19 protein-coding genes are annotated in these 19,849 nt (G+C 33.2%); 12 read left to right on the top strand and 7 right to left on the bottom strand.

Translation table 11 applies throughout. The features are described 5' to 3' along the window. Positions 1-163 precede the first annotated feature (163 nt). On the top strand, positions 164-574 hold the full coding sequence (locus tag KF896_11930) for an OsmC family protein (GenBank protein MBX3044418.1): 411 nt from the start codon (positions 164-166) through the stop codon (positions 572-574). Between the two features lie 128 nt (positions 575-702). Here KF896_11930 and KF896_11925 read toward each other — a convergent pair whose 3' ends face one another. Together KF896_11925 and KF896_11920 are read right to left on the bottom strand one after the other, a co-directional pair. Then, entirely contained in the window at positions 703-2,304 is a 1,602-nt protein-coding gene (locus tag KF896_11925) for a response regulator (protein ID MBX3044417.1), read from the bottom strand. Between the two features lie 21 nt (positions 2,305-2,325). Beyond that, positions 2,326-3,006, bottom strand: a complete 681-nt coding sequence (locus KF896_11920; protein MBX3044416.1) for a response regulator transcription factor — start codon at positions 3,004-3,006, stop codon at positions 2,326-2,328. A gap of 247 nt (positions 3,007-3,253) precedes the next feature. On the opposite strand from KF896_11920, the gene KF896_11915 reads away from it, so the two are divergent. The 7 genes from KF896_11915 (at position 3,254) to KF896_11885 (ending at position 7,156) form a co-directional block, all read left to right on the top strand. Next, positions 3,254-3,619 carry a winged helix-turn-helix transcriptional regulator gene (locus KF896_11915; GenBank protein ID MBX3044415.1) on the top strand — a complete coding sequence of 122 codons (366 nt, stop codon included), beginning with the start codon at positions 3,254-3,256 and terminating at the stop codon, positions 3,617-3,619. 17 nt (positions 3,620-3,636) lie between these two features. Then, positions 3,637-4,935 carry a permease gene (locus KF896_11910; GenBank protein ID MBX3044414.1) on the top strand — a complete coding sequence of 433 codons (1,299 nt, stop codon included), beginning with the start codon at positions 3,637-3,639 and terminating at the stop codon, positions 4,933-4,935. A 120-nt stretch (positions 4,936-5,055) separates the two neighbouring features. Next, complete coding sequence (locus tag KF896_11905) at positions 5,056-5,259, top strand: DUF1902 domain-containing protein (GenBank protein ID MBX3044413.1); 204 nt, start codon at positions 5,056-5,058, stop codon at positions 5,257-5,259. Then, positions 5,256-5,468 (top strand): type II toxin-antitoxin system HicA family toxin, encoded by a 213-nt coding sequence (locus KF896_11900; GenBank protein MBX3044412.1) that lies wholly within the window; start codon positions 5,256-5,258, stop codon positions 5,466-5,468. Before KF896_11905 ends, KF896_11900 begins: the two co-directional genes overlap by 4 nt. A 304-nt stretch (positions 5,469-5,772) precedes the next feature. After that, positions 5,773-6,018, top strand: a complete 246-nt coding sequence (locus KF896_11895) for a TM0996/MTH895 family glutaredoxin-like protein (GenBank protein MBX3044411.1) — start codon at positions 5,773-5,775, stop codon at positions 6,016-6,018. A gap of 12 nt (positions 6,019-6,030) precedes the next feature. Next, positions 6,031-6,468: a thioredoxin gene (locus tag KF896_11890; protein ID MBX3044410.1), complete on the top strand. Its 438-nt coding sequence runs from the start codon at positions 6,031-6,033 to the stop codon at positions 6,466-6,468. 1 nt (position 6,469) lies between these two features. Then, on the top strand, positions 6,470-7,156 hold the full coding sequence (locus KF896_11885) for a sulfite exporter TauE/SafE family protein (GenBank protein ID MBX3044409.1): 687 nt from the start codon (positions 6,470-6,472) through the stop codon (positions 7,154-7,156). Positions 7,157-7,303: 147 nt separating this feature from the next. Here the strand turns inward: KF896_11885 and KF896_11880 are convergent, their stop codons facing one another. The 4 genes from KF896_11880 to KF896_11865 all read right to left on the bottom strand — a co-directional run bounded on the left by KF896_11880 (position 7,304) and on the right by KF896_11865 (position 11,472). Beyond that, a complete protein-coding gene (locus tag KF896_11880) occupies positions 7,304-7,885 on the bottom strand; it encodes a hypothetical protein (protein MBX3044408.1) in 582 nt (193 codons plus the stop codon). A 167-nt stretch (positions 7,886-8,052) separates the two neighbouring features. Beyond that, positions 8,053-9,270: an NAD(P)/FAD-dependent oxidoreductase gene (locus tag KF896_11875; GenBank protein MBX3044407.1), complete on the bottom strand. Its 1,218-nt coding sequence runs from the start codon at positions 9,268-9,270 to the stop codon at positions 8,053-8,055. Between the two features lie 211 nt (positions 9,271-9,481). Then, positions 9,482-11,002, bottom strand: coding sequence for a PH domain-containing protein (locus KF896_11870; GenBank protein ID MBX3044406.1), 1,521 nt, complete (start codon positions 11,000-11,002; stop codon positions 9,482-9,484). Further along, positions 10,999-11,472, bottom strand: a complete 474-nt coding sequence (locus KF896_11865; protein ID MBX3044405.1) for a PH domain-containing protein — start codon at positions 11,470-11,472, stop codon at positions 10,999-11,001. The genes KF896_11870 and KF896_11865 overlap by 4 nt, the downstream gene beginning before the upstream one ends. Positions 11,473-11,727: 255 nt before the next feature. Between KF896_11865 and KF896_11860 the strand changes: the two genes are divergently transcribed. The 3 genes from KF896_11860 to KF896_11850 all read left to right on the top strand — a co-directional run bounded on the left by KF896_11860 (position 11,728) and on the right by KF896_11850 (position 14,106). Beyond that, positions 11,728-11,997 (top strand): RNA-binding protein, encoded by a 270-nt coding sequence (locus KF896_11860; GenBank protein ID MBX3044404.1) that lies wholly within the window; start codon positions 11,728-11,730, stop codon positions 11,995-11,997. A gap of 96 nt (positions 11,998-12,093) precedes the next feature. Next, entirely contained in the window at positions 12,094-13,239 is a 1,146-nt protein-coding gene (locus tag KF896_11855; protein ID MBX3044403.1) for a T9SS type A sorting domain-containing protein, read from the top strand. A gap of 99 nt (positions 13,240-13,338) precedes the next feature. Next, positions 13,339-14,106, top strand: coding sequence for a fructose-6-phosphate aldolase (locus KF896_11850; protein ID MBX3044402.1), 768 nt, complete (start codon positions 13,339-13,341; stop codon positions 14,104-14,106). Between the two features lie 129 nt (positions 14,107-14,235). On the opposite strand, the gene uvrB is transcribed toward KF896_11850, so the two are convergent. Further along, positions 14,236-16,275, bottom strand: a complete 2,040-nt coding sequence (gene uvrB / locus KF896_11845; GenBank protein ID MBX3044401.1) for an excinuclease ABC subunit UvrB — start codon at positions 16,273-16,275, stop codon at positions 14,236-14,238. A gap of 192 nt (positions 16,276-16,467) precedes the next feature. On the opposite strand from uvrB, the gene KF896_11840 reads away from it, so the two are divergent. Continuing rightward, a complete protein-coding gene (locus tag KF896_11840; GenBank protein MBX3044400.1) occupies positions 16,468-19,806 on the top strand; it encodes a PAS domain S-box protein in 3,339 nt (1,112 codons plus the stop codon). The last annotated feature ends 43 nt before the right edge of the window (positions 19,807-19,849 follow it).

Below are 19,849 nucleotides of genomic sequence, written 5' to 3'. Positions count from 1 at the left end.
TTATATCTATTTAAATTAGTATATATAGCTTGATACTCAATAAAAAAAAATAGATTGATAATATATATTATATAATGAATCAATTTACTTTATCAAATCAATACTTAGTCATGATACACGTTAATTAAAAAATAAATATTACTAAATACTTAAGGCAGCTAAAATGAAAAGAACAGCAACAGCAGTTTGGAATGGAAGTGGAAAAGAAGGAAAAGGACACCTTTCAACTCAAAGCACAGTCCTGAGCAAAACACAATATTCATTCTCCAGCAGATTTGAAGAAGGTATTGGTACAAATCCGGAAGAATTAATTGCAGCGGCTCATGCCGGATGCTTCACAATGAAATTGAGTTTTAATCTCGGCGGAGCAGGTTTCACTCCCGATTCATTGGAAACAAAATGCGAAATTAAATTTGAAGATGGTGCTGTTGTCAGTTCACATTTGATATTAAAAGCAGTAGTTGATGGTATTGATGCTGACAAGTTCGCAGAACTTGTTACAGATGCAGAGAAAAACTGTCCAATTTCACAACTTCTAAAAACTGCAATTTCAGTTGAATATACTTTGAATTAAAATTAATAGATTGATTTCTATTCGATATGATTTTCTAAAACATTATCCTATCAAAAAAATCTTGCATTAGTACTTTTGAATCATCTCAAAGTATAATTGTAATTATTTATCAAATACTTAGTTATTTCTTACTCAATTTGTGATAATTCCAGCGCTTCAGCAAGGTCTCCTCTAAGAGCAGGGAGCCGGTTCAGGCATGCTTTTGTTCTGCTGACGCTGAATGCATCCATTGACGATTTAAGAGTCTCGTAATAATCATTTAAAGCCTGAATATTAAGCTCTTCACAAGCTCTGCTAATATCATCAATAAACTCGTAAACATCATCTACAACGAAAAGTTCAGACATTAATTCAGCCCGTCTGCTCCACTCATTATCAATCAAATCTATTAACTTATGTATTTCATCAGGATTGCTCATTTTAAGTTCTATCTCGGTTTCTTCGTGCTTTTTCATACGGATATATTCATCAAAATGGAAATCAAAATATTTTCGGAAAAGGAAAAGTAAATCTTTTCTTTCGAAAGGTTTTTGAAGGAAGTCATCAAATACATTTATGTCCTGGAGCTTTTCACTGATATCTGCAGTGCTCAGTATAATAGGACATTTGTTATAATATATGGAATTTCTGATCTCACGAGCAATCTCTTCACCATTTTTTCCGGGCATATTCAAATCAATAAAAATAATATCAAATTGATTGTGGCTTATTTGTTCAATAGTTTGCTCGTAATTAGTTGCCTCCTTGACATTTATATTGAAATTTTCGATATAATCTCTTAAAAGTGCCCGATTTAAATTAAAGTCATCAATAATTAAAGCAAAATAATTATCTTTTCTTGAAGGAATTATGAAAGCCGGTTTAGCATTCTGCCTTCCATTCATTGCAAAATCAACATCAAAAAATGTAATTTTAAATGTTGAGCCCTTATCTTCTTCACTTTCAAGTGTTATTGTTCCGTTCATTTTCTCAACAAGCTTTTTTGTAATAGTAAGACCTAATCCTGTACCAATTTGTCCGGTATTTCTTTCAAGTCGCTCTTTAGAAAATGCATCAAAAATAATATTGAAATTTTCTTTCTTTATACCCATTCCTGTATCTTCGATAATAACAGTAAAGTTAATCTTTTCAGAGTCTGCGAATTCAAAATCAAAGTATACACGAATATATCCACGATAAGTAAATTTTATGGCATTACTGATTAAATTAAATATTATTTGGTTGAATCTGAATTTATCAATAATAATTGTTTGTGGAATTCCCTTATTGTAATCATAAATAAATTCCAGCCCACGACTTGTACACTGCTCATAGTACATATCATAAATTTCATTAATAGTATGGTGAATATTCGTTTTAGAAGCCATAATTTTTAATTTGCCGGCTTCAATATTTGATAAATCAAGAATATCGTTTATAATTAGAAGCAAAGTATTTGAGCCACTCACGATATTTTTAAGCATTTTTATTGAATTTTCATCAGTAGTTGTTTTAAGTAATAAGTCGCTGTATCCCTTAATGATATTCATAGGAGTGCGAATATCATGAGAGATATTAGCAATAAAATCACTTTTAACTCTTGTTGCTTTTTCTGCCTCTTCTAACGCTTCCTGAAGCTCAAGCCTTGAAGCATCAAGCATTTTCTGATATTTTATTATCTCTTCTTTAAGATTAGAAATTTCTATATCTTTTTTATCTCTGATCGTAATATTAGTATCATTAGTATCCATTATTTCCTTATATAATTAGCATTAACTCACATTGAGCGAATCTATCAAATCAGTTTCAACGAATAATTTAATCAATCCGAGACTATTCTTAACACCTAATTTATTCAAAATATTTTTTCTGTGGGTTTCAACAGTCCTTGTGCTTATAAACAAAAGTTCACCGATTTCTTTAGAAGAATATTCTTCTATAACCAGTTTCATAATTTCAATTTCACGTTTACTCAAATTATGAACCGAATTCCTGATTCTATGCTCTTCTTCATTATCAATTGTCTCACCGCCGGTTGCACATAGTGCTTTCATACAAGTGTTGCAAATAAATGTTTGATTCTGAAAAATAAGGTTGATTCCATGCAGTATTTCGTCACTATCGGCGTATTTACTTATATATCCATCTGCTCCGAGCTTGAGGCACCTTTTTATCATCCACGATTCAGTATGATTTGAAATCATGATTACTTTGATATCTTTATATTCTGATTTTATCTGACGGAGTGCCTGTACACCATCCATATCAGGCATATCAATATCAAGCATTATCAAATCAACATTTCGATTCTTTAAAAAATCAAATACCTCAACTCCACTTTTGACAAGCTCAACTACATTATTATTACCGGCTGTAACAAGCATCATTTTAAGCAGTTTTGCTATTAAAAAATGGTCATCTGCAATCAAAATTTTTAATTCTAAATTGCTCACAGAAACCTCAATATTTTTTCTTATTTTCCATAAGCAAAAGTATGAAATATTTATCAACTTACAAAGTATTTTTGCAACTTACCATGCAAAATACCAAACACTACGTAGTGGCTTTTTAACGGTTTCTACTTATAAACTACTTTTTTACTAAAATATATATAGTTTTTCAATAAATAATTTGGCAGTTTATTAAAAATTGCTTAATTTCGATAGTTGTCGAAATGTCGAATTGAAAAAAGTTTTTAAAATGGATGAGTTAATAAAAATTGCTAAGGCACTATCTGATAAAAATCGGATAAGAATACTCAAGATGCTTGAAGTCAAGCCGCTTTGCGTTTGTGAAATTACTGAAGTTCTTGGAATTGCTACTTCTACTGCGTCCTCACATCTTTCATTTCTTAAAGATGCCGGATTGATTGTTGATAAAAAAGATGGCAAGTGGATAAATTATCTTCTAAATGATGAACCCAAAAGCAGAATCGCAGAAGAGATACTTTCACTAATTCCCACTTGGGTAAATGATGACAAAATTATTAAGCAAGACCTTGAGAAAATTGAAAAAGTAGATAGATTTATTATTACTATGTCCATACCAAAATTGAATTTAACTTAAAATGTGATGGATTTACAATGAGCTTGAAACAGGAATGGAAAATATTTGCGATATTGGGTGCAGTATTTTTGGGGTTTTTCTTCCTGCCGGTAGGAGTTCCAAGATTTGACAATGCCTTATTTGAAGCATTGTACCTTGCGAAATGGTATGCACAGGAACATGTTGTCTTTTGTCTAATTCCTGCGTTCTTTATTGCCGGCGCAATTAGTGTATTCCTTAATCAGCAATCTGTAATGAAGTATCTTGGTGCAAAAGCAAATAAGGTATTAGCTTATGGAGTTGCATCTGTGTCAGGTAGTATTCTGGCAGTATGCTCGTGTACAGTATTACCGTTATTTACGGGAATTTATAGAATGGGAGCAGGTCTTGGTCCTGCAATTGCATTTTTGTACTCAGGACCTGCAATTAATGTGCTTGCTATTATCTTAACTGCAAAAGTATTAGGTGTTGAAATTGGAGTTGCCCGTGCTGTCGGTGCGATAGTATTCAGTATTGTAATAGGTTTGATAATGCACTTCATTTATCGAAAGGAAGAACTTGCCAAAGTCAATGCTATGGCAGAACTTCCGGACCCCGAAATGCGCCGTAAATTATGGCAGAATGTTGTTTACTTTGCACTTATGATTTTCATTCTAATTTTTGCAAACTGGGGTAAAGCTGACCCGGATGAAGTATTTTTCCATACAATTTGGCAATTGAAATGGGTATTAACATCAATAAGTGGCATTTTGTTTGCCGTTGTGCTTTCCTTCTGGTTCGATGTTAACAAAATCCGATTAATAATTGCTACTGTTCCGGTAGTGCTGCTGACAGTATTTTTCTATGAAATACCGATGATACCATTCGCAGGTGCTATGCTTTCACTCGGTTGGCTAACAGCTACCGATAAGGAAGATGATATGCAAAATTGGTTTACTGCCTCATGGGATTTTACAAAACAGATTGCTCCGCTACTTGTCTGGGGCGTTTTGATTGCCGGTTTTGCACTTGGTCGCCCGGGAAATGAAGGCATTATTCCTTCAGAATGGATTAGTTATTTAGTTGGTGGAAATACCATAACCGCAAACTTTTTTGCCTCAATCGTTGGTGCATTTATGTATTTTGCTACTTTGACAGAAATACCAATTGTACAGGGTTTGGTAGGCAATGGTATGGGCAAAGGTCCGGCTCTGGCGTTGCTTCTTGCGGGACCGGCACTATCACTGCCTAATATACTTGTCATACGCAGTGTAATCGGCACAAAGAAAACGGCTGTATTTGTAACTCTCGTAGTAATTATGGCTACAATTTCAGGATATATTTTTGGTTTGCTTTAAATAAGTTAATCTGTCTAACTTGTTCTTAGTTCTTTGAAAATTGGAAAACTAAGTGAAATGATTTGAAATAAAATATCAAAAATTTCGTATATTAATTATGTAATCAAAAAGGTATAAATAATGAAATTTAGCATAGAATATGATTTAGAGGATGATGGAAGATGGATTGCTGAAATTCCTTCAATTCCCGGAGTACTTGCTTATGGAAATACTAAAGAGGATGCAGCAACAAAAGTAATTACTCTTGCAATTGATGTACTATCGGCAAATGATAATGTTGAAATTTATCCTACAATGTTAGAACTTGAATATGAAACAGCATGAGTAATTGGTCGTCATCAAAATCAAAAAAAGTTTTATCAGCACTCCTCAAAATAGGATGGAAAGTTAAAAGAATTAATAGTTCACATAAAATATTAGAGAAAGAGGGTTGGGATGATTATGTATTTGCATTTCATGATTCTGTTGAAATAGGTCCAAAAATGCTTGCAAAAATTGCAAAGAATACTGGTCTTCAACCAAAGGATTTATAATGCAATTAACAAAATTTGATGTTAGTCATGTAAAAACATACAGTCTTGATGATTACATCGAAGGCGACCCATTTATTGATGAAATCAATAAATATGCTGTAAATATTGCGTTTATTACTTGAAGTTGTGAATACAATCCAATGAGAAAACATACAGTTTTCAAATTGTCTTACTATAAACCACAAATATTTGAATTTTACACCACAAAGCAGATATATATCTGTAACCAAGATATGTACTATTTATGATATTATAACGAAGTGATTAAATATAAAAATAATAAATTAATAGGAGATGAAAAATTATGTATAATATCAAAATTCTTGGTACGGGATGTGCCAAATGTTTAAAATTAGAAGAAAACGTGCGTCAGGCAGTTGGCGAGATGAACATCGAAGCAGAAGTTTCTAAGGTAACCGACCTTAACGACATTATGGCTTACGGCGTATTGATGACACCCGGTCTTGTAATCAACGAAAAAGTGGTATCTTTTGGAAAACTATTAAATTCCAAAGATGTAACAAAATTAATTACTGAATTTAAATTATAAAGGAGAATCATAATGAAAAGCAGAAAATCTTTTCCGCTCGTGCTAACTATAGTTTTAACAGGGATTTTGCTCGCAGTATTTTCTACACCTGCACCAGCTCAGGAAAAATCTGAAAATGTAGTGAAGGTTTATTATTTCCATGGTAAAGTAAGATGTGCCACATGCAACAAAATTGAAAATCTCATCGCTGATGCTATGGATAATAAATTCAAAAAACAAATTGCAGATGGTAAAGTTAAATTTGAAATAATTGATTTTTCAGATAAGAAAAATTCTCATTACGAAAAAAAATATGACCTGTATTCTCAAACTCTTATAATATCACAAGTTAAGAACGGAAAGGAATCAAAATGGAAAAACTCTGAAAAAATATGGACATTGCACGGTAATAAAAATAAGTTCATTGATTATGTTGCATCAGAGGTTAATGATTATCTGAAAGGTCTGTAAAATGGAAGAGAGCATTTTAATTGGTATTTTCTCTGCACTGTGGCTTGGGATTCTGACATCAATCAGCCCCTGTCCACTTGCTACTAACATTGCGGCAGTATCATTCATCGGCAAGAAAATCGGTTCAACAAGAGGGATTCTTCTTGCCGGGTTTTCTTATACTTTTGGACGGGTATTTGCATATTTTGCGGCTGCATTTCTGATTGTAGCGAGCATTGCATCAATACCGGAGGTGGGAAGATTCTTCTCAAAATATATGAATGTGATACTCGGACCATTGCTGATATTGATGGGCTTATTGCTACTGAATTTATTCAACTGGACATTTTCAACCGGCGGTAAGTTCATTGAGAAAGTGCAGAATTTTGCTATTGATAAAGGAGTTTTTGGTGCTGCAATAATTGGATTTATCTTCGCACTCGCATTTTGCCCAATTTCAGCCGGATTATTCTTCGGCAGTTTGATACCGATTGCACTTTCGTATAACTCCTCTGTGATTATTCCATCTGCTTATGGTATAGGCACGGCACTACCTGTGATAGTCTTTGCTTTTGTACTTGGTTTTGGCGCCAAGCATATCAGCAATGTCTATAACATGACGACCAAAATCGAATACTGGGCACAAAGAATCACAGGCGTAGTATTTATCATAGTCGGAATATATTTTACTTATATGTATTTGTTGTAATCGAAAACCTCCGGGCTTCGGCTCGGAGGGATGAGGAAATTAAGTTTTGGGAATTAAACATTCGTACTTTGTACAAATTTGATATTAAAAACAACACTTCATTTAAGTTCCAAAACTGCCATTAATTAAATCTATAGTTGGCGGTAATTATTCTTTTTTATTTGCAGATTTCAAGTATTTTCTGAATGTAGTTGAATAGTTGTCTCCAAATGTAACAATTGTAATGTCATCGAATTTGATTGTTGTATATTTCAAATCCAATTTCCCGGAAGGATCATAATTCCAAATACTAATCTTACTTTTTGTAACTTGTTGAATTGGTCCTATTAGAAACTTTGGTTTTCGCTTATTCTCACATTCAACAATTATATGATAATCAAGCTTTTTTAAACCGGTGAAAATGTCTTGCCAATTCGTTAAAGGTATAGATTTGTCTAAGCCATATAATCTGTCAATGATGCCTTCTGCTTGGAAAATTCGTTTTTTTATTTTATCATCCTTATTACATCTTAAACTTTCAAATTGGTCTTTTCTAATTATAGAATAACCATTAAGAGTAAAGTCATAGTCTAACTGTACAAGTAAATAATCCTTGGTCATAGACAAGATAAATCCTGAGATGTTTTTTTCTGTATCTTGAAAAGTTCTGTATATTTTGACACAGTCTTTATTGTCAATATGCTTTTGTAGCATTTTGTCATATCGTTCAATTTTATCTTTTTTTTTCATCTATTATAGTCCTTTTAAATTACTGGAAACCTATGCTTATACATAATCGTAATTATTTTATTACTTATCACTTATCTACATCCACTCAATAAATGAATCACAAAAATACGAAATAATGAATTACAAAGTTAATATCTGAAAATTTTGTTTATAAGAATTTTTAAAATTCAATCAGCCAGTTTTGCAGCAATGAAGCCGCTTGTCCATGCATTCTGGAAATTATACCCGCCTGTAATTCCATCAATATCAAGAACTTCCCCTGCAAAATACAGATTTTTAACTTTCTTGCTTTGCATAGTTTTTAAATTTACTGATTCCAGACTAACACCTCCGCAAGTAACAAATTCCTCACGAAAAGTAGTTCTCCCTCTAACAGTATATTCATCGTTAGTCAGAACATTTACAATTCTATTAAGCTCTTTTTTACTTAATTCCCTGCAAGTTTTAGATTGACTTATATCATTTTTAGCAACTAAATAATGCCATAACCTTGATGGTATTGAAAAAGGTCGAAGGTTAATAATTTGCTTATTGATATTATCTGCCAATAATTCAAGAAATTGATCTTTAGCATAATCATAACTGTTCTCATTTATCCAGTTCACATTAATTTTAATCTGATAATTCATTTCTTGGATAATCCTTGCACCAAATGCTGACAACTTCAAAACTGCCGGACCACTGAATCCCCAATGAGTTATCAGAAGCGATCCTGATTGCTGAAGATTTGTACTTTGTATACTTACTTTTGTATTTTCAACGGATAATCCCATTAACTTGACGATATTATCATTAGGAATTTTAAAAGTAAATAATGATGGTATTGGTTTTTCAATCTTGTGATTTAATTTTTCAAGCCAGTCTAAGCTGCTATCTTTAGATGCTCCACCTGTTGCAACTATTACTTTATCAAAAATAAATGATTGTCCATTATCGTTAAAAATTACCTCTAAACGACTATCATTTAATACATTAACAGAGTTCACCCTGTAACCGGTTTTGATTTTGATGCCCAATCTTGTACATTCATTCATTAAGCAATTTATGATTGTTTCCGAATCATTCGAAACAGGAAAGACGCGATTATCATCTTGGGGATATGTGGCTACTCCCCTATTTTTAAACCACTTAATAGTATCTTGATTGCTGAAAGTGAAAAAATTTCCTTTTAATTTCCTTCCTCCTCTGGGGTATCCGGCGCATAACTCATCAATTGTCTTACAATTATTGGTAACATTACATCTACCGCCACCCGAAATTCTTAACTTTGCTAAAACCTTATATGACTTTTCAAATATTATTAGCTCTGAATCAGGAAAATTCTCTTTGGTATTAATTGCCGCAAAAAAACCGGCTGCACCACCACCTATAACAGCTACCTTCATTCTTTAGTTCTGACCTTTTGAAATTGTATTAAATTAAATCACAAAACGAAATGTAATTATATTTAGTCAGTTTAAATAGATAATAGTTTTAGTTGCCTTTGCAATATATAATTTATACAAAATTTCATGAATTTATTCAAAAAACGTATTCTAACTTGCTAATACTTTCGATTAACCGGCAAACTGTGGTTTTTTTGCTAATGTTATGATTTTATTTCTTTCTTCCTGATTCAATAAATGCCCTGTTCAGCTCTTCTAATATTAATTCAGCATCTTCGCTGTCAATATCGGGAATCTTTGCATCGCTGATATTGAATGATGAAGCTGTATCAACAAGAACAGAGGAAAGCCCGAGTCGCCTTTGGAAAAACGTGGAAGTCAGGTGCAAAGTCTGAATTTTTTCAATTGGAATAATATTCAGCTTCTGATTCCAAAAACCCTGCTTTACAAAAACCAGGTCGTCCGATATGTAATATCCGCGATACTGCCACCTGAGCAACGCCGCATAATAAAAAGCAGGAATAAGTATAAGACCAATGAGTACATACCAACCAAAAGCATAATAAATCGCGACAGATGGCAAAATCATCAAAATCAAATATCTGACAAAAGCTCGTCTGATAGCTTTTCGCGATATACTTTTAAATTCATCAGGTATTAAGACAGGATAAATCTTTTTTGCAATCTCCATCAGTACTTCTTTTTTTGCAAGCGGTACACCTGATTGTGTAATTTTCTTATAAATGTCAAATCCGGCAGTTTGCAAAGCCATAGTATAGAAATTGAATTTTTTCTTTACAGGATTTGTACTAATTGTAATTTGCTGTAACTTTTTAAGAGGAATTGTTGCTGATACTTTTGACAAAAGTCCATAGGATTCAAAGAGCTTATTACCATCGCGAACGAGTTTGAAACCGTAGAATTGTGCAAAAGTCCAGATAATATCTACTATCCACGAAATTAATACTGAAAAGAGCAGAAAAGCTAATGCAAGTCCTACCATATATTCTGTTGGCAGGTCACCAAATGATTCTATTGTTTCATCAATGTATCCAAAAACAAGGTCGTTGAGATACTTGAATTGTGTAATAAATGACATTGCCCATATTCCGTAAACCAGAAATAAAGGTCTAAGCCTTACCATTCCATAAGTAATAACATCTTTGTTTGTCATTCTGAATAGTTCTTCGCCGCTCTCAGTTGAGTTGTATGTTTCAGATTTGCTCTTGCCGATTATTTCGTAAGTGTCAACAGGCTTTGTATCATCAGTTAAAATTCTTTTTTGGTAAACCCTGATAATGCGGTTGATTTCATCAGCATCCTGCAGTTTGACAAATTCAAGTGAGCCTTCAGCCGATATATCGCCTGCGGTTTCAATTTGTACTTTTGCAATACCGAATAATCTCTGAAGAATATCCTGTTTTACATTAACATTTTGCACTCTTTCAATCGGAATTACTCTTTGCTTACGGGATAAAATGCCGGACTTAATAGTAATCTCTTTTTCTGTAATCATAAAACTAAAATAATACCACCTTAAAATTTGTCCTGGAATAATAATCATACCCATCACAATAAAAAGCAGTATATAAATAATTTCTTCAGTCTGCCGCTGAACTAAACCGAGGTATAAAGTAATAGCAATATACGGTGAGTTCCTTATTAATCCGTAAAGCAGTGTCAGAGGATGAAGCCGGCGAAATTGATTATAGTCCTCATAGACATTTGTCATACAGCATCCTCAATCGTAATATTTCTGAGTTTATCTCTCAGGTCTTCGGCATACTCAATAGGTAGCCCGGGCAGTATTACATCTGCTCCACGGGTGCCAGCTGTGTAGATTACAAGCTTACCAAGATGGGACATACGCTCCAGAATACTCTGCTGAACATCTGTGTGCTGAATTCTGCGGTAAGGAGCGACTGTTTTTATTCTTGTAAGAATACCTCTTTCGAGGTAAATTTCTTCATCCCTTACTTCAAATTTCCAATATTTAAATCTTAGTACAGGTATTATAAATGTTAATATTAATCCAAGGGAAAAGAAACCAAGTGCAATCATTCCTTTTGGTATAATCCAATCAGAAAGATTGCCCGGGATTACAAAGAATTCTAAAAATATTGCAACTGCCGAATAAAACATAAACTGTATAAATATTACTACACCCCAAATAATTTTTATCGCCGGGTCTAAACTATACATTATAATTTCTCAGTTAATTCAAATTCCCAATTAACGTATTTTTATGTAAGAAATTATTATTTTTCATCAAAAATACAATAATTTATAAAAAAAAATGATATTTTTTCATAAATTGTTGAAAATTCTTTTGTTAGTTGAATAAAAAGTTATATTTTAGAGTTGTTAGTTTTATGTTTTGGGAAATTTTAGCTGATTTTCTCATAATGTATTAATATTTTGTTTTATGTTTTATTTTTTTTCTAAAGGTTTTTTGGTATGAATATCTACGTAGGTAACTTGAATTTTAAGACAACAGAAGAGTCGCTTTCTCAATTATTTGGCCAATATGGAGCGGTTCACTCAGTAAAATTGATCTCTGACAGACAAACAGGCAGACGCAAAGGATTTGGATTCGTTGAAATGGATAACTCAGAAGGCGAAGTCGCCATCAGAGAATTAAACGACAAAGAATTCGATGGCAGAAATATCAAAGTCAACGAAGCCCGCGAACGTGAAGAATCTGAAACCAGATCTTATCGTCGCTGATTTTTTTCCCCGCAAATTTCCCAAAACTAACACTAAGGCGGTTTTTTATTTTTAAACCGCTTTTTTTTTTAGTAATTTTTTTCATTTGAGAAGAATATGAAATTAAATCAATACAATCAGAAAATAAACAATCTGTTATTGTTAGTAACAGTATTAATGATATTTTCATCCAATATAACAAAAAGCCAGAATAATATTAATGCTTTCTATATTGGTCATAGTTTGAGCGATGGTGTAATTGATATGGTCAATTCCCTATCGCTGAACTATCCCGAGTCAAATTTTATGTTCAGATATCAAACTATTCCGGGCTCTCCGCTAAGATGGAACTGGCAGGCAAAAGACAGAAATGATTATCAGGTTATTAACCCTTTCTACAGCGGTTTTTATCATCCTGAATATGGACTTCGAAGTGGAAATTTTGATGTCCTTGTTCTAACCGAATCAGTACCACGCTATAATTCTATCATTGATGACACATATCAGTATGCAGACAGTTTTTTTGTTTTTGCAAATAATTATAATCCCAATATTCAAATTTTTCTATACGAAGTCTGGCACTGCATCAAAAGCGGAGATCCAACCGGTTGCAATTATGACATTCCGTCATCACCATGGAGAAATCGCCTGAGTGATGACCTCGAAATGTGGGAAAGTGTTGTTGATACCCTGAACAATCGTTATTCACCGAATAAGCCTGTTTGTTTGATTCCTGCGGGTCAGGCGCTTGCTGTTCTTCATGATTCAATTCAAGCGGGTGCCATTACTGGTATAAACAGTATAAATGATTTATTCTCTGATGACATACATTTAAATGACATAGGTAAGTATTTTGTTGCCTGTGTTCATTTTTCTATGATTCACGGTGTTTCGCCTGAAGGACTGACCAATCAGCTTAATAATATGTGGGGTTTATCTTATTTGCCACCATCTATTGAGCAAGCACTTGCTTTTCAGAAAATCGCATGGGATGTTGCAAATAATTACCCTCATTCCTGTTTGAAAAATACTTCAAATTTTAAAATCAGAAATTATCAGGATGAAATTTCAATTTTCCCAAATCCGGCTGATGATTTAATAAATATATTGAATAAAGACAGAATAGAAAAACTGCAGATTTACGACATTTTCGGTCAAAAATTAATTGAAACAAATCAAACAACAATTGATGTTAGCAAGCTGAATCGCGGATTGTATTTTATCAAAATCAATGACAAAATAATCAAATTTGTAAAAAAGTAAAAACTTTTCGTTATTATTTAAAATTAAAATAAGTTGTTAAGATGAATAAAATCACTTATTTTTGTATTTTAATTATTGAATATTTTTTTTGGAGAAATTATGGAACTGTATCTCGACTCAGCTAATCTCGAACATATCCGCCATGCTGCATCACTCGGAATTTTAAGTGGAATAACAACTAATCCCTCACTTCTTGCTAAAGAAGACCCAAATGTTGATATTAAGAAAAGAATTCTTGAAATTTACGATTTGGTTGGCGGGCATCTATCTGTGGAAGTAATCTCAACAGAAACGGATGGAATGCTTAAAGAAGCCGACCAAATTCTTAGTTGGTTCCCGGATGCAACTATCAAAATTCCGATAATTCCTGCAGGGCTTGCCGCTGTACGTAAATTGTCTGATCAGGGTGTTCCTACAAATGTAACACTTATATTCAGTGCCAATCAGGCAATTGCCGCTCAGAATGCCGGTGCTACTTATGTTTCTATATTTATGGGCAGGCTTGATGACATCTCTCAGGAAAGTAGCAGAGTTCTTGAAGATATTTGTGAGATTTGGGATGTGCAGGGTTATGACTCTGAAATAATTGCAGCATCAATCCGAACTCCAATACACCTTACTCAATCAGCTTTGGCAGGTGCTCATATTGCTACAGTTCCATACAATGTGCTGATGCAATCGCTAAAACATCCTCTAACTGACAGCGGACTTAAGACATTTCTTGATGATTATGCTAAATTGCAGGCTGAAATCAATAAAATTGGTGCTTTAACCAAACCTGCTGAAAAGCCAAATTTAACTAAACCTGCGCCAAAGAACAATCGCAGAGGAGCTTCCGGTAGAAAACCACAAACTCAGGCAAAATAATTTAATATCCTGACTTTTGGTTAGATATATTACTAAAAATAAAAGCCCCGCAAATTATTACGGGGCTTTTTATACTTTTCTATACCTTAATAATATTATCAATTGTCAAAGCTATTCCAATTCTTAAAATCAGGCTGACATTTTTTCTAATTTTTCTCTCAGTTTGCCAATTTCATCTCTTAGTTCAGCAGCACGCTCGAAATCTAAATCTCTTGCAGCATTTTTCATTTCTATAAACATCTGTTCTGTTAAATCTTTCAATTGTTCTTTATTCATATATTCAATCACAGGTTCTGCGGCAAGAGTTCCGTAAACCTTAGATTCAGACTTTCTTCTGCTCATCGAAGGATTTACATCGGCAATTGAAGTTGAGCTTAGTATCTCTTCTATTGATTTATATACTGTTTGGGGATTAATACCGTTTTCTTCATTATATTTTTGTTGAATTATGCGTCTACGGTTTGTTTCGCTAATCAGAACATTCATCGAATTTGTGATTCTATCGGCATAAAGTATCACTAAACCTTCGATATTTCTTGCTGTTCGTCCGGCAATCTGCAGAAGCGAACGTTCGCTCCTGAGGAAACCTTCCTTATCGGCATCAAGTATTGCAACAAGTGATACTTCGGGCAGGTCAAGCCCTTCCCTGAGTAGATTTACACCAACAAGTACATCATATTCTCCAATTCGCAAATCGCGAATAATTTCAACTCTTTCGAGCGAATCTACATCGGAATGTATATATGCAACTTTGATATTCAGATTGCTCAGATAGTCAGATAAATCCTCAGCCATTCTTTTTGTTAGTGTAGTAACAAGAACTCGCTGCTTTTTGACAATTCTTATTCTTATCTCATTCAGCAAATCATCAATCTGGCTTTTAATTGGTCTGACACTGATTAACGGGTCAAGAAGTCCGGTAGGTCTGATAACCTGTTCGACTACGACTCCTTCGCATTTTTCAAGCTCATAAGGTCCGGGAGTAGCGCTGACAAAAATTGTCTGGTTTGATAATGATTCAAATTCTTCAAACTTCAGTGGTCTGTTTTCAAGTGCTGAAGGCAACCGGAAACCATGCTCAACAAGACTAGTCTTACGCGAGCGATCGCCATTATACATAGCTCTTACTTGTGGTATTGTTGCGTGACTTTCATCAACTATAAGCAAATAATCCTCCGGGAAAAAGTCAAAAATGCAGTGTGGTCTGTCCCCGTAAGTTCTACCGGTCAGATGCATAGAATAATTTTCAACCCCCGAGCAATAGCCGACTTCTTTCATCATTTCTAGGTCAAAAAGGGTTCTCTGCTCTAGTCTTTGAGCTTCAAGAAGTTTATCCTCGGCTCTCAGTACTTTGAGCCGTTCTACAAGTTCATCTTTAATATCTTTCATAGCATTCTGAAGGCGGTCTTCAGGAGTTACAAATAGTTTTGCGGGGTGAATCATTGCTTCTTTTACTATTTCAATTGTATTTCCTGATAATGCATCAATTATCGAAATCTTATCAATCTCATCACCAAATAGCTCAATCCTGATTCCGGTTTTATCTTCATAAGCCGGTATAACATCAATAACATCTCCACGGACTCGAAATGTACCACGCTTGAACTCATAATCATTTCGCTCATAGTGCATATCGAGTAATCTGTATAAAATTTGCTGACGCGATATTTTCATACTTACGTTCAAAGGAAAAAGAAAGGATGCAAAATCTTCTTTTTTTCCGATTGAATATATACAACTTACCGAGGCTACAATAATAACATCACGTCTTCCTTCGACAAGTGCTGAAGTAGCTCTCAGTCTCAACCTGTCAATTTCGTCATTTATCGAAAAGTCCTTTTCGATATAAGTGTCAGACTTTACAATGTAAGCTTCAGGCTGGTAATAATCGTAGTATGAAATAAAAAATTCTACTCTGTTTTCCGGGAAAAAAGTTTTAAATTCAGCATAAAGCTGCGCAGCAAGTGTTTTATTCGGAGAAATTATTAGTGCAGGTCTTTGTACTTCTTGAATCAAATTTGAGACAGTAAAGGTCTTGCCACTTCCGGTAACACCCAGAAGTGTTTGAAAAGTGTCGCCGCGTCTAACTCCTTCCACAAGCTCAGATATTGCTCTTGGCTGGTCTCCTGCAGGTTTATAAGATGATACCAATTTAAATTTATTATCCATAAAATCAGAGGTCTAAATATAAATAAAAATGTTCAACTTTTAATAGACGATTATAACAAATATATAAGTTTTTTAAAAAATGGGAAAGTTAAAGAAATAAATATAAGCACTTTCAGTATTTTTACTTATACTTTTTAGTAATATGATTTATTATTTTTGTAGTATGAATATTTATATTTTATAAAATTGATAATGATACCAAGACCGAATATAACGATATACCCCGATGACTTATACAGTCAGAATATCTTATTGCATTCGGATACTTTGATCGGACAGAGGATAAAAGAAAAGTCTGTAAACAAAATTGTAATTAACAAAAATTTAATAAATATTAGCCCATTTCACGAAGAAGTTTTTTTTAAATTGCGGGCAGATGATTTTAGTTTAATAAGCATTAGTAATTCAACCAAATTCATTTATGGCAGAGCTCCTGAAGATTTTTCAGAAAACCCTGATTTATGGAAAGAAATTGTTTTCTTTGAAGATTACGAATATCAAAATCATATATTCAATTTACTTAAGACAAACGGTCAAGTTCAACTTAAAAGGCGTGTTGTTTTACCTGATGGTTCACTGAACACACTTATAGAAAAATTATATCTGACTGAGGAAAGTAATCTACAAGTTATTAATGGAATAGCTCTATTAGCCGATGATTTGAATTCTTCGGATGTAGTAAATATTTCAAATGATAGCAACTTAAGTTATGGTTTTATTCTTAATAATACTAAGGATGTAATTTTCAGGACAGATGCAGATGGAAGGTGGGTATATCTAAATCCAGCATGGGAAAAAATTTCCGGATACAGCGTACAAGAATCATTGGGTGAATTTTTTCTTGATTTTATATTTCCGGATGACAGGAAAGTCAGCATTGAAAGATTTAATGAGTTAAATGAAGGTATTATTAGTACGTGTAAGTTTGATTCCAGAATAATTAGCCGCACAGGAATATTGTCATATATAGAAATTATAACATATTCTATCTTTGACAGTAAAAATAATTTCATCGGTATTGCCGGAATTCTTAAAGATTTAAATGAGAAAAACCAAACTCTCAGCCGTCTGAAAGAGATTCAGGATAGAAATTCAGCTTTACTTAAAGCTATACCCGATTTATTTTTAATAATCCATAAATCCGGAGTAATTAGTGATTATAATATTGCCGATAAAACAAAATTATTATTTGAGCCTGAAGATTTTATAAACAGAAATTTGTCAGAGCTTTTCCCTGTAGAATTGGCTGATGAGTTTAAAGCAAATATTTATAAGGCTTTAAAAAAAGGAAAAATGATTTCCTTTGAGTACAATTTTGCATCAAATCATATTGTAAAATACTTTGAAGCGAGAATCAGCCGTCTTGATGATAATCAGGTTATAGCTTTGATACGGAATATTGATAAGCAAAAAGCTGCTGAAAATAAACTTGAAGATCTTAATTCGTTGCACATTTTAATTAATGGCATTTCTTCGGACCTTTCCCAGTCCAGCCAGTCTGATACAGGCAAAATTATTAATATGTCTCTTGCTCAATTGGGAATATTTAATAAGGTTGACAGAGTATATATATTTAAATTCAATGATGAAGATTATACCTGCGATAATATTTATGAATGGTGTGCTCATGGAGTTGCTCCTGAAATGAAAAACCTACAGGGAATTTCTCTTGATTTAATTCCTCAATGGATAGAAAAATTCAACAATAATGAGTATGTTTATATACCTTCTGTACTTAGTATAAGCAAAGAGTATTCAGTCGAAAAGGAGATGTTAGAAACTCGTGGAATCAGATCGCTTATTGCATCACCTATGAATTACAATGACAATGTAATCGGATTTATCGGTTTTGATTCCGTCAGATCTTTTAAGAACTGGGATGATGAAACTATAACTCTTCTCAAACTTACAGGAGATATTTTTGCCGGATGTATTATACGAAATGAATACGAGAAGGAATTAATAAGACAAAAGAATATTGCAGAAAATGACAACAAAGCCAAATCGGAACTCCTTGCAAGTTTGAGCAATGAAATCCTCAAGCCGATGAAAACAATTTCGGAATATTCAGAGATGCTGCTATTGATTAATTCTGATGAAAATATCTCAAAATATGCAGATACTATAAATAAAAATTCTAAAAGTATAATATCTTTGATTAATGATATTTCGGATTTATCCGAAATTGAAACAGGAATTCTGGCTGTAAAACCCAACCCGATGTCTGTGAGATTATTGCTTGATGAGATAAAACAAATAGTTTCGCAAAAGACTAATAGAAAAAATATTACATTAAATATTCAGGTTCAGGAAGGGTTTCCTGAAGTAATTTTGTTTGATGATGAACGGCTAAAGCAAATTCTGCTAAATATCGTCGGGAATGCCATAAATTTTTCTGATTCAGGGAATATTGATATTTTTGCGGATATTACTTACGGGCTTGGACATAGTATTATAGATGCTTCATTTACAATTAAATATACCGGGGAAGGTAAAGATAGGAATTCAAATGGTGTGATTTTCAACTCATTCAGACAGGTTGACACACAGATTGACAGCCGAAATGACTTCAATTTTGATAGAACAGGATTAGGGCTTGTCATCACAAAAAGACTTGTTGATTTGTTAGGTGGTAAAATACACATTGAAAACACACCAGAGAATTGTACTAAGTTCCAACTTGATTTCAAGAAAATCAAGGTTTCTAACGAAAATCTTGCATATTCAAATAGTTCAATTAAATATCAATATGAATTTGATGATTGTGCAATTCTCATAGTTGATGATGTTGTGCAGAACCGTGAGCTTATTAAATCATATATGCAGTCTTATGGTATTGATGTAGTTGAGACTTGCAAGCTAAGCGAAGTTATTGAATTTATTACAGAATCAAAGATTGATTTGGTATTGATGGATACCGGAATAACTGAGCATGATAGATATGAAAACTTGAAATTAATTAGAAGCAACAATTCATACAATTCAATTCCTGTTGTTGCAATAACTAAATCACCTGTCGTAGTTGCCGATAATAATTTTAAAACTTCATTTGATTATATTTTGAATAAACCTGTTTCAAAAGATGAACTTCTTAAGTGTTTAGCTCATTTCCTGCCACATAGCAAGCATGTTATCAGTAACGAACTCAGTGATACTGATGTCAACATATTGATTGCGAAAAATTTGGTTGAATCAATAGATTACGATTTATTGATAAAATTTATAGAAGACTATAAGCGAAGTTTGCGCAAAAGAATTTTAGGATTACCTGAATTTTTTGATTCTGATTATATAACTTCTGTGATTTCAGAATTTAATTCACTTGCTGATAATTACGGTATAGAAGCATTTTCAGACTTGTCGGTCAAGATAATTGAATCTTCAAAGAAACTCGACATAGATACAATTGAAGATAGTGTTAATGCAATTATCAAATCAATTGATTATTGTAAAATAATGTTAGATGATTTAGAAACCACTTTTCATGATAACATATCTTTAAAATTTGCAGCATCAGCAGCAAAATCCTAATTTTCTAATTCTTGTCAGCCCGAGCTAAAGCTATTAGATGACT

Source organism: Ignavibacteriota bacterium (assembly GCA_019637995.1).
GTDB lineage: Bacteria > Bacteroidota > Ignavibacteria > Kapaibacteriales > UBA2268 > JANJTB01.
The sequence above is the reverse complement of the archived record's forward strand: the minus strand, read 5'-3'. Positions and strand labels throughout refer to the sequence as shown.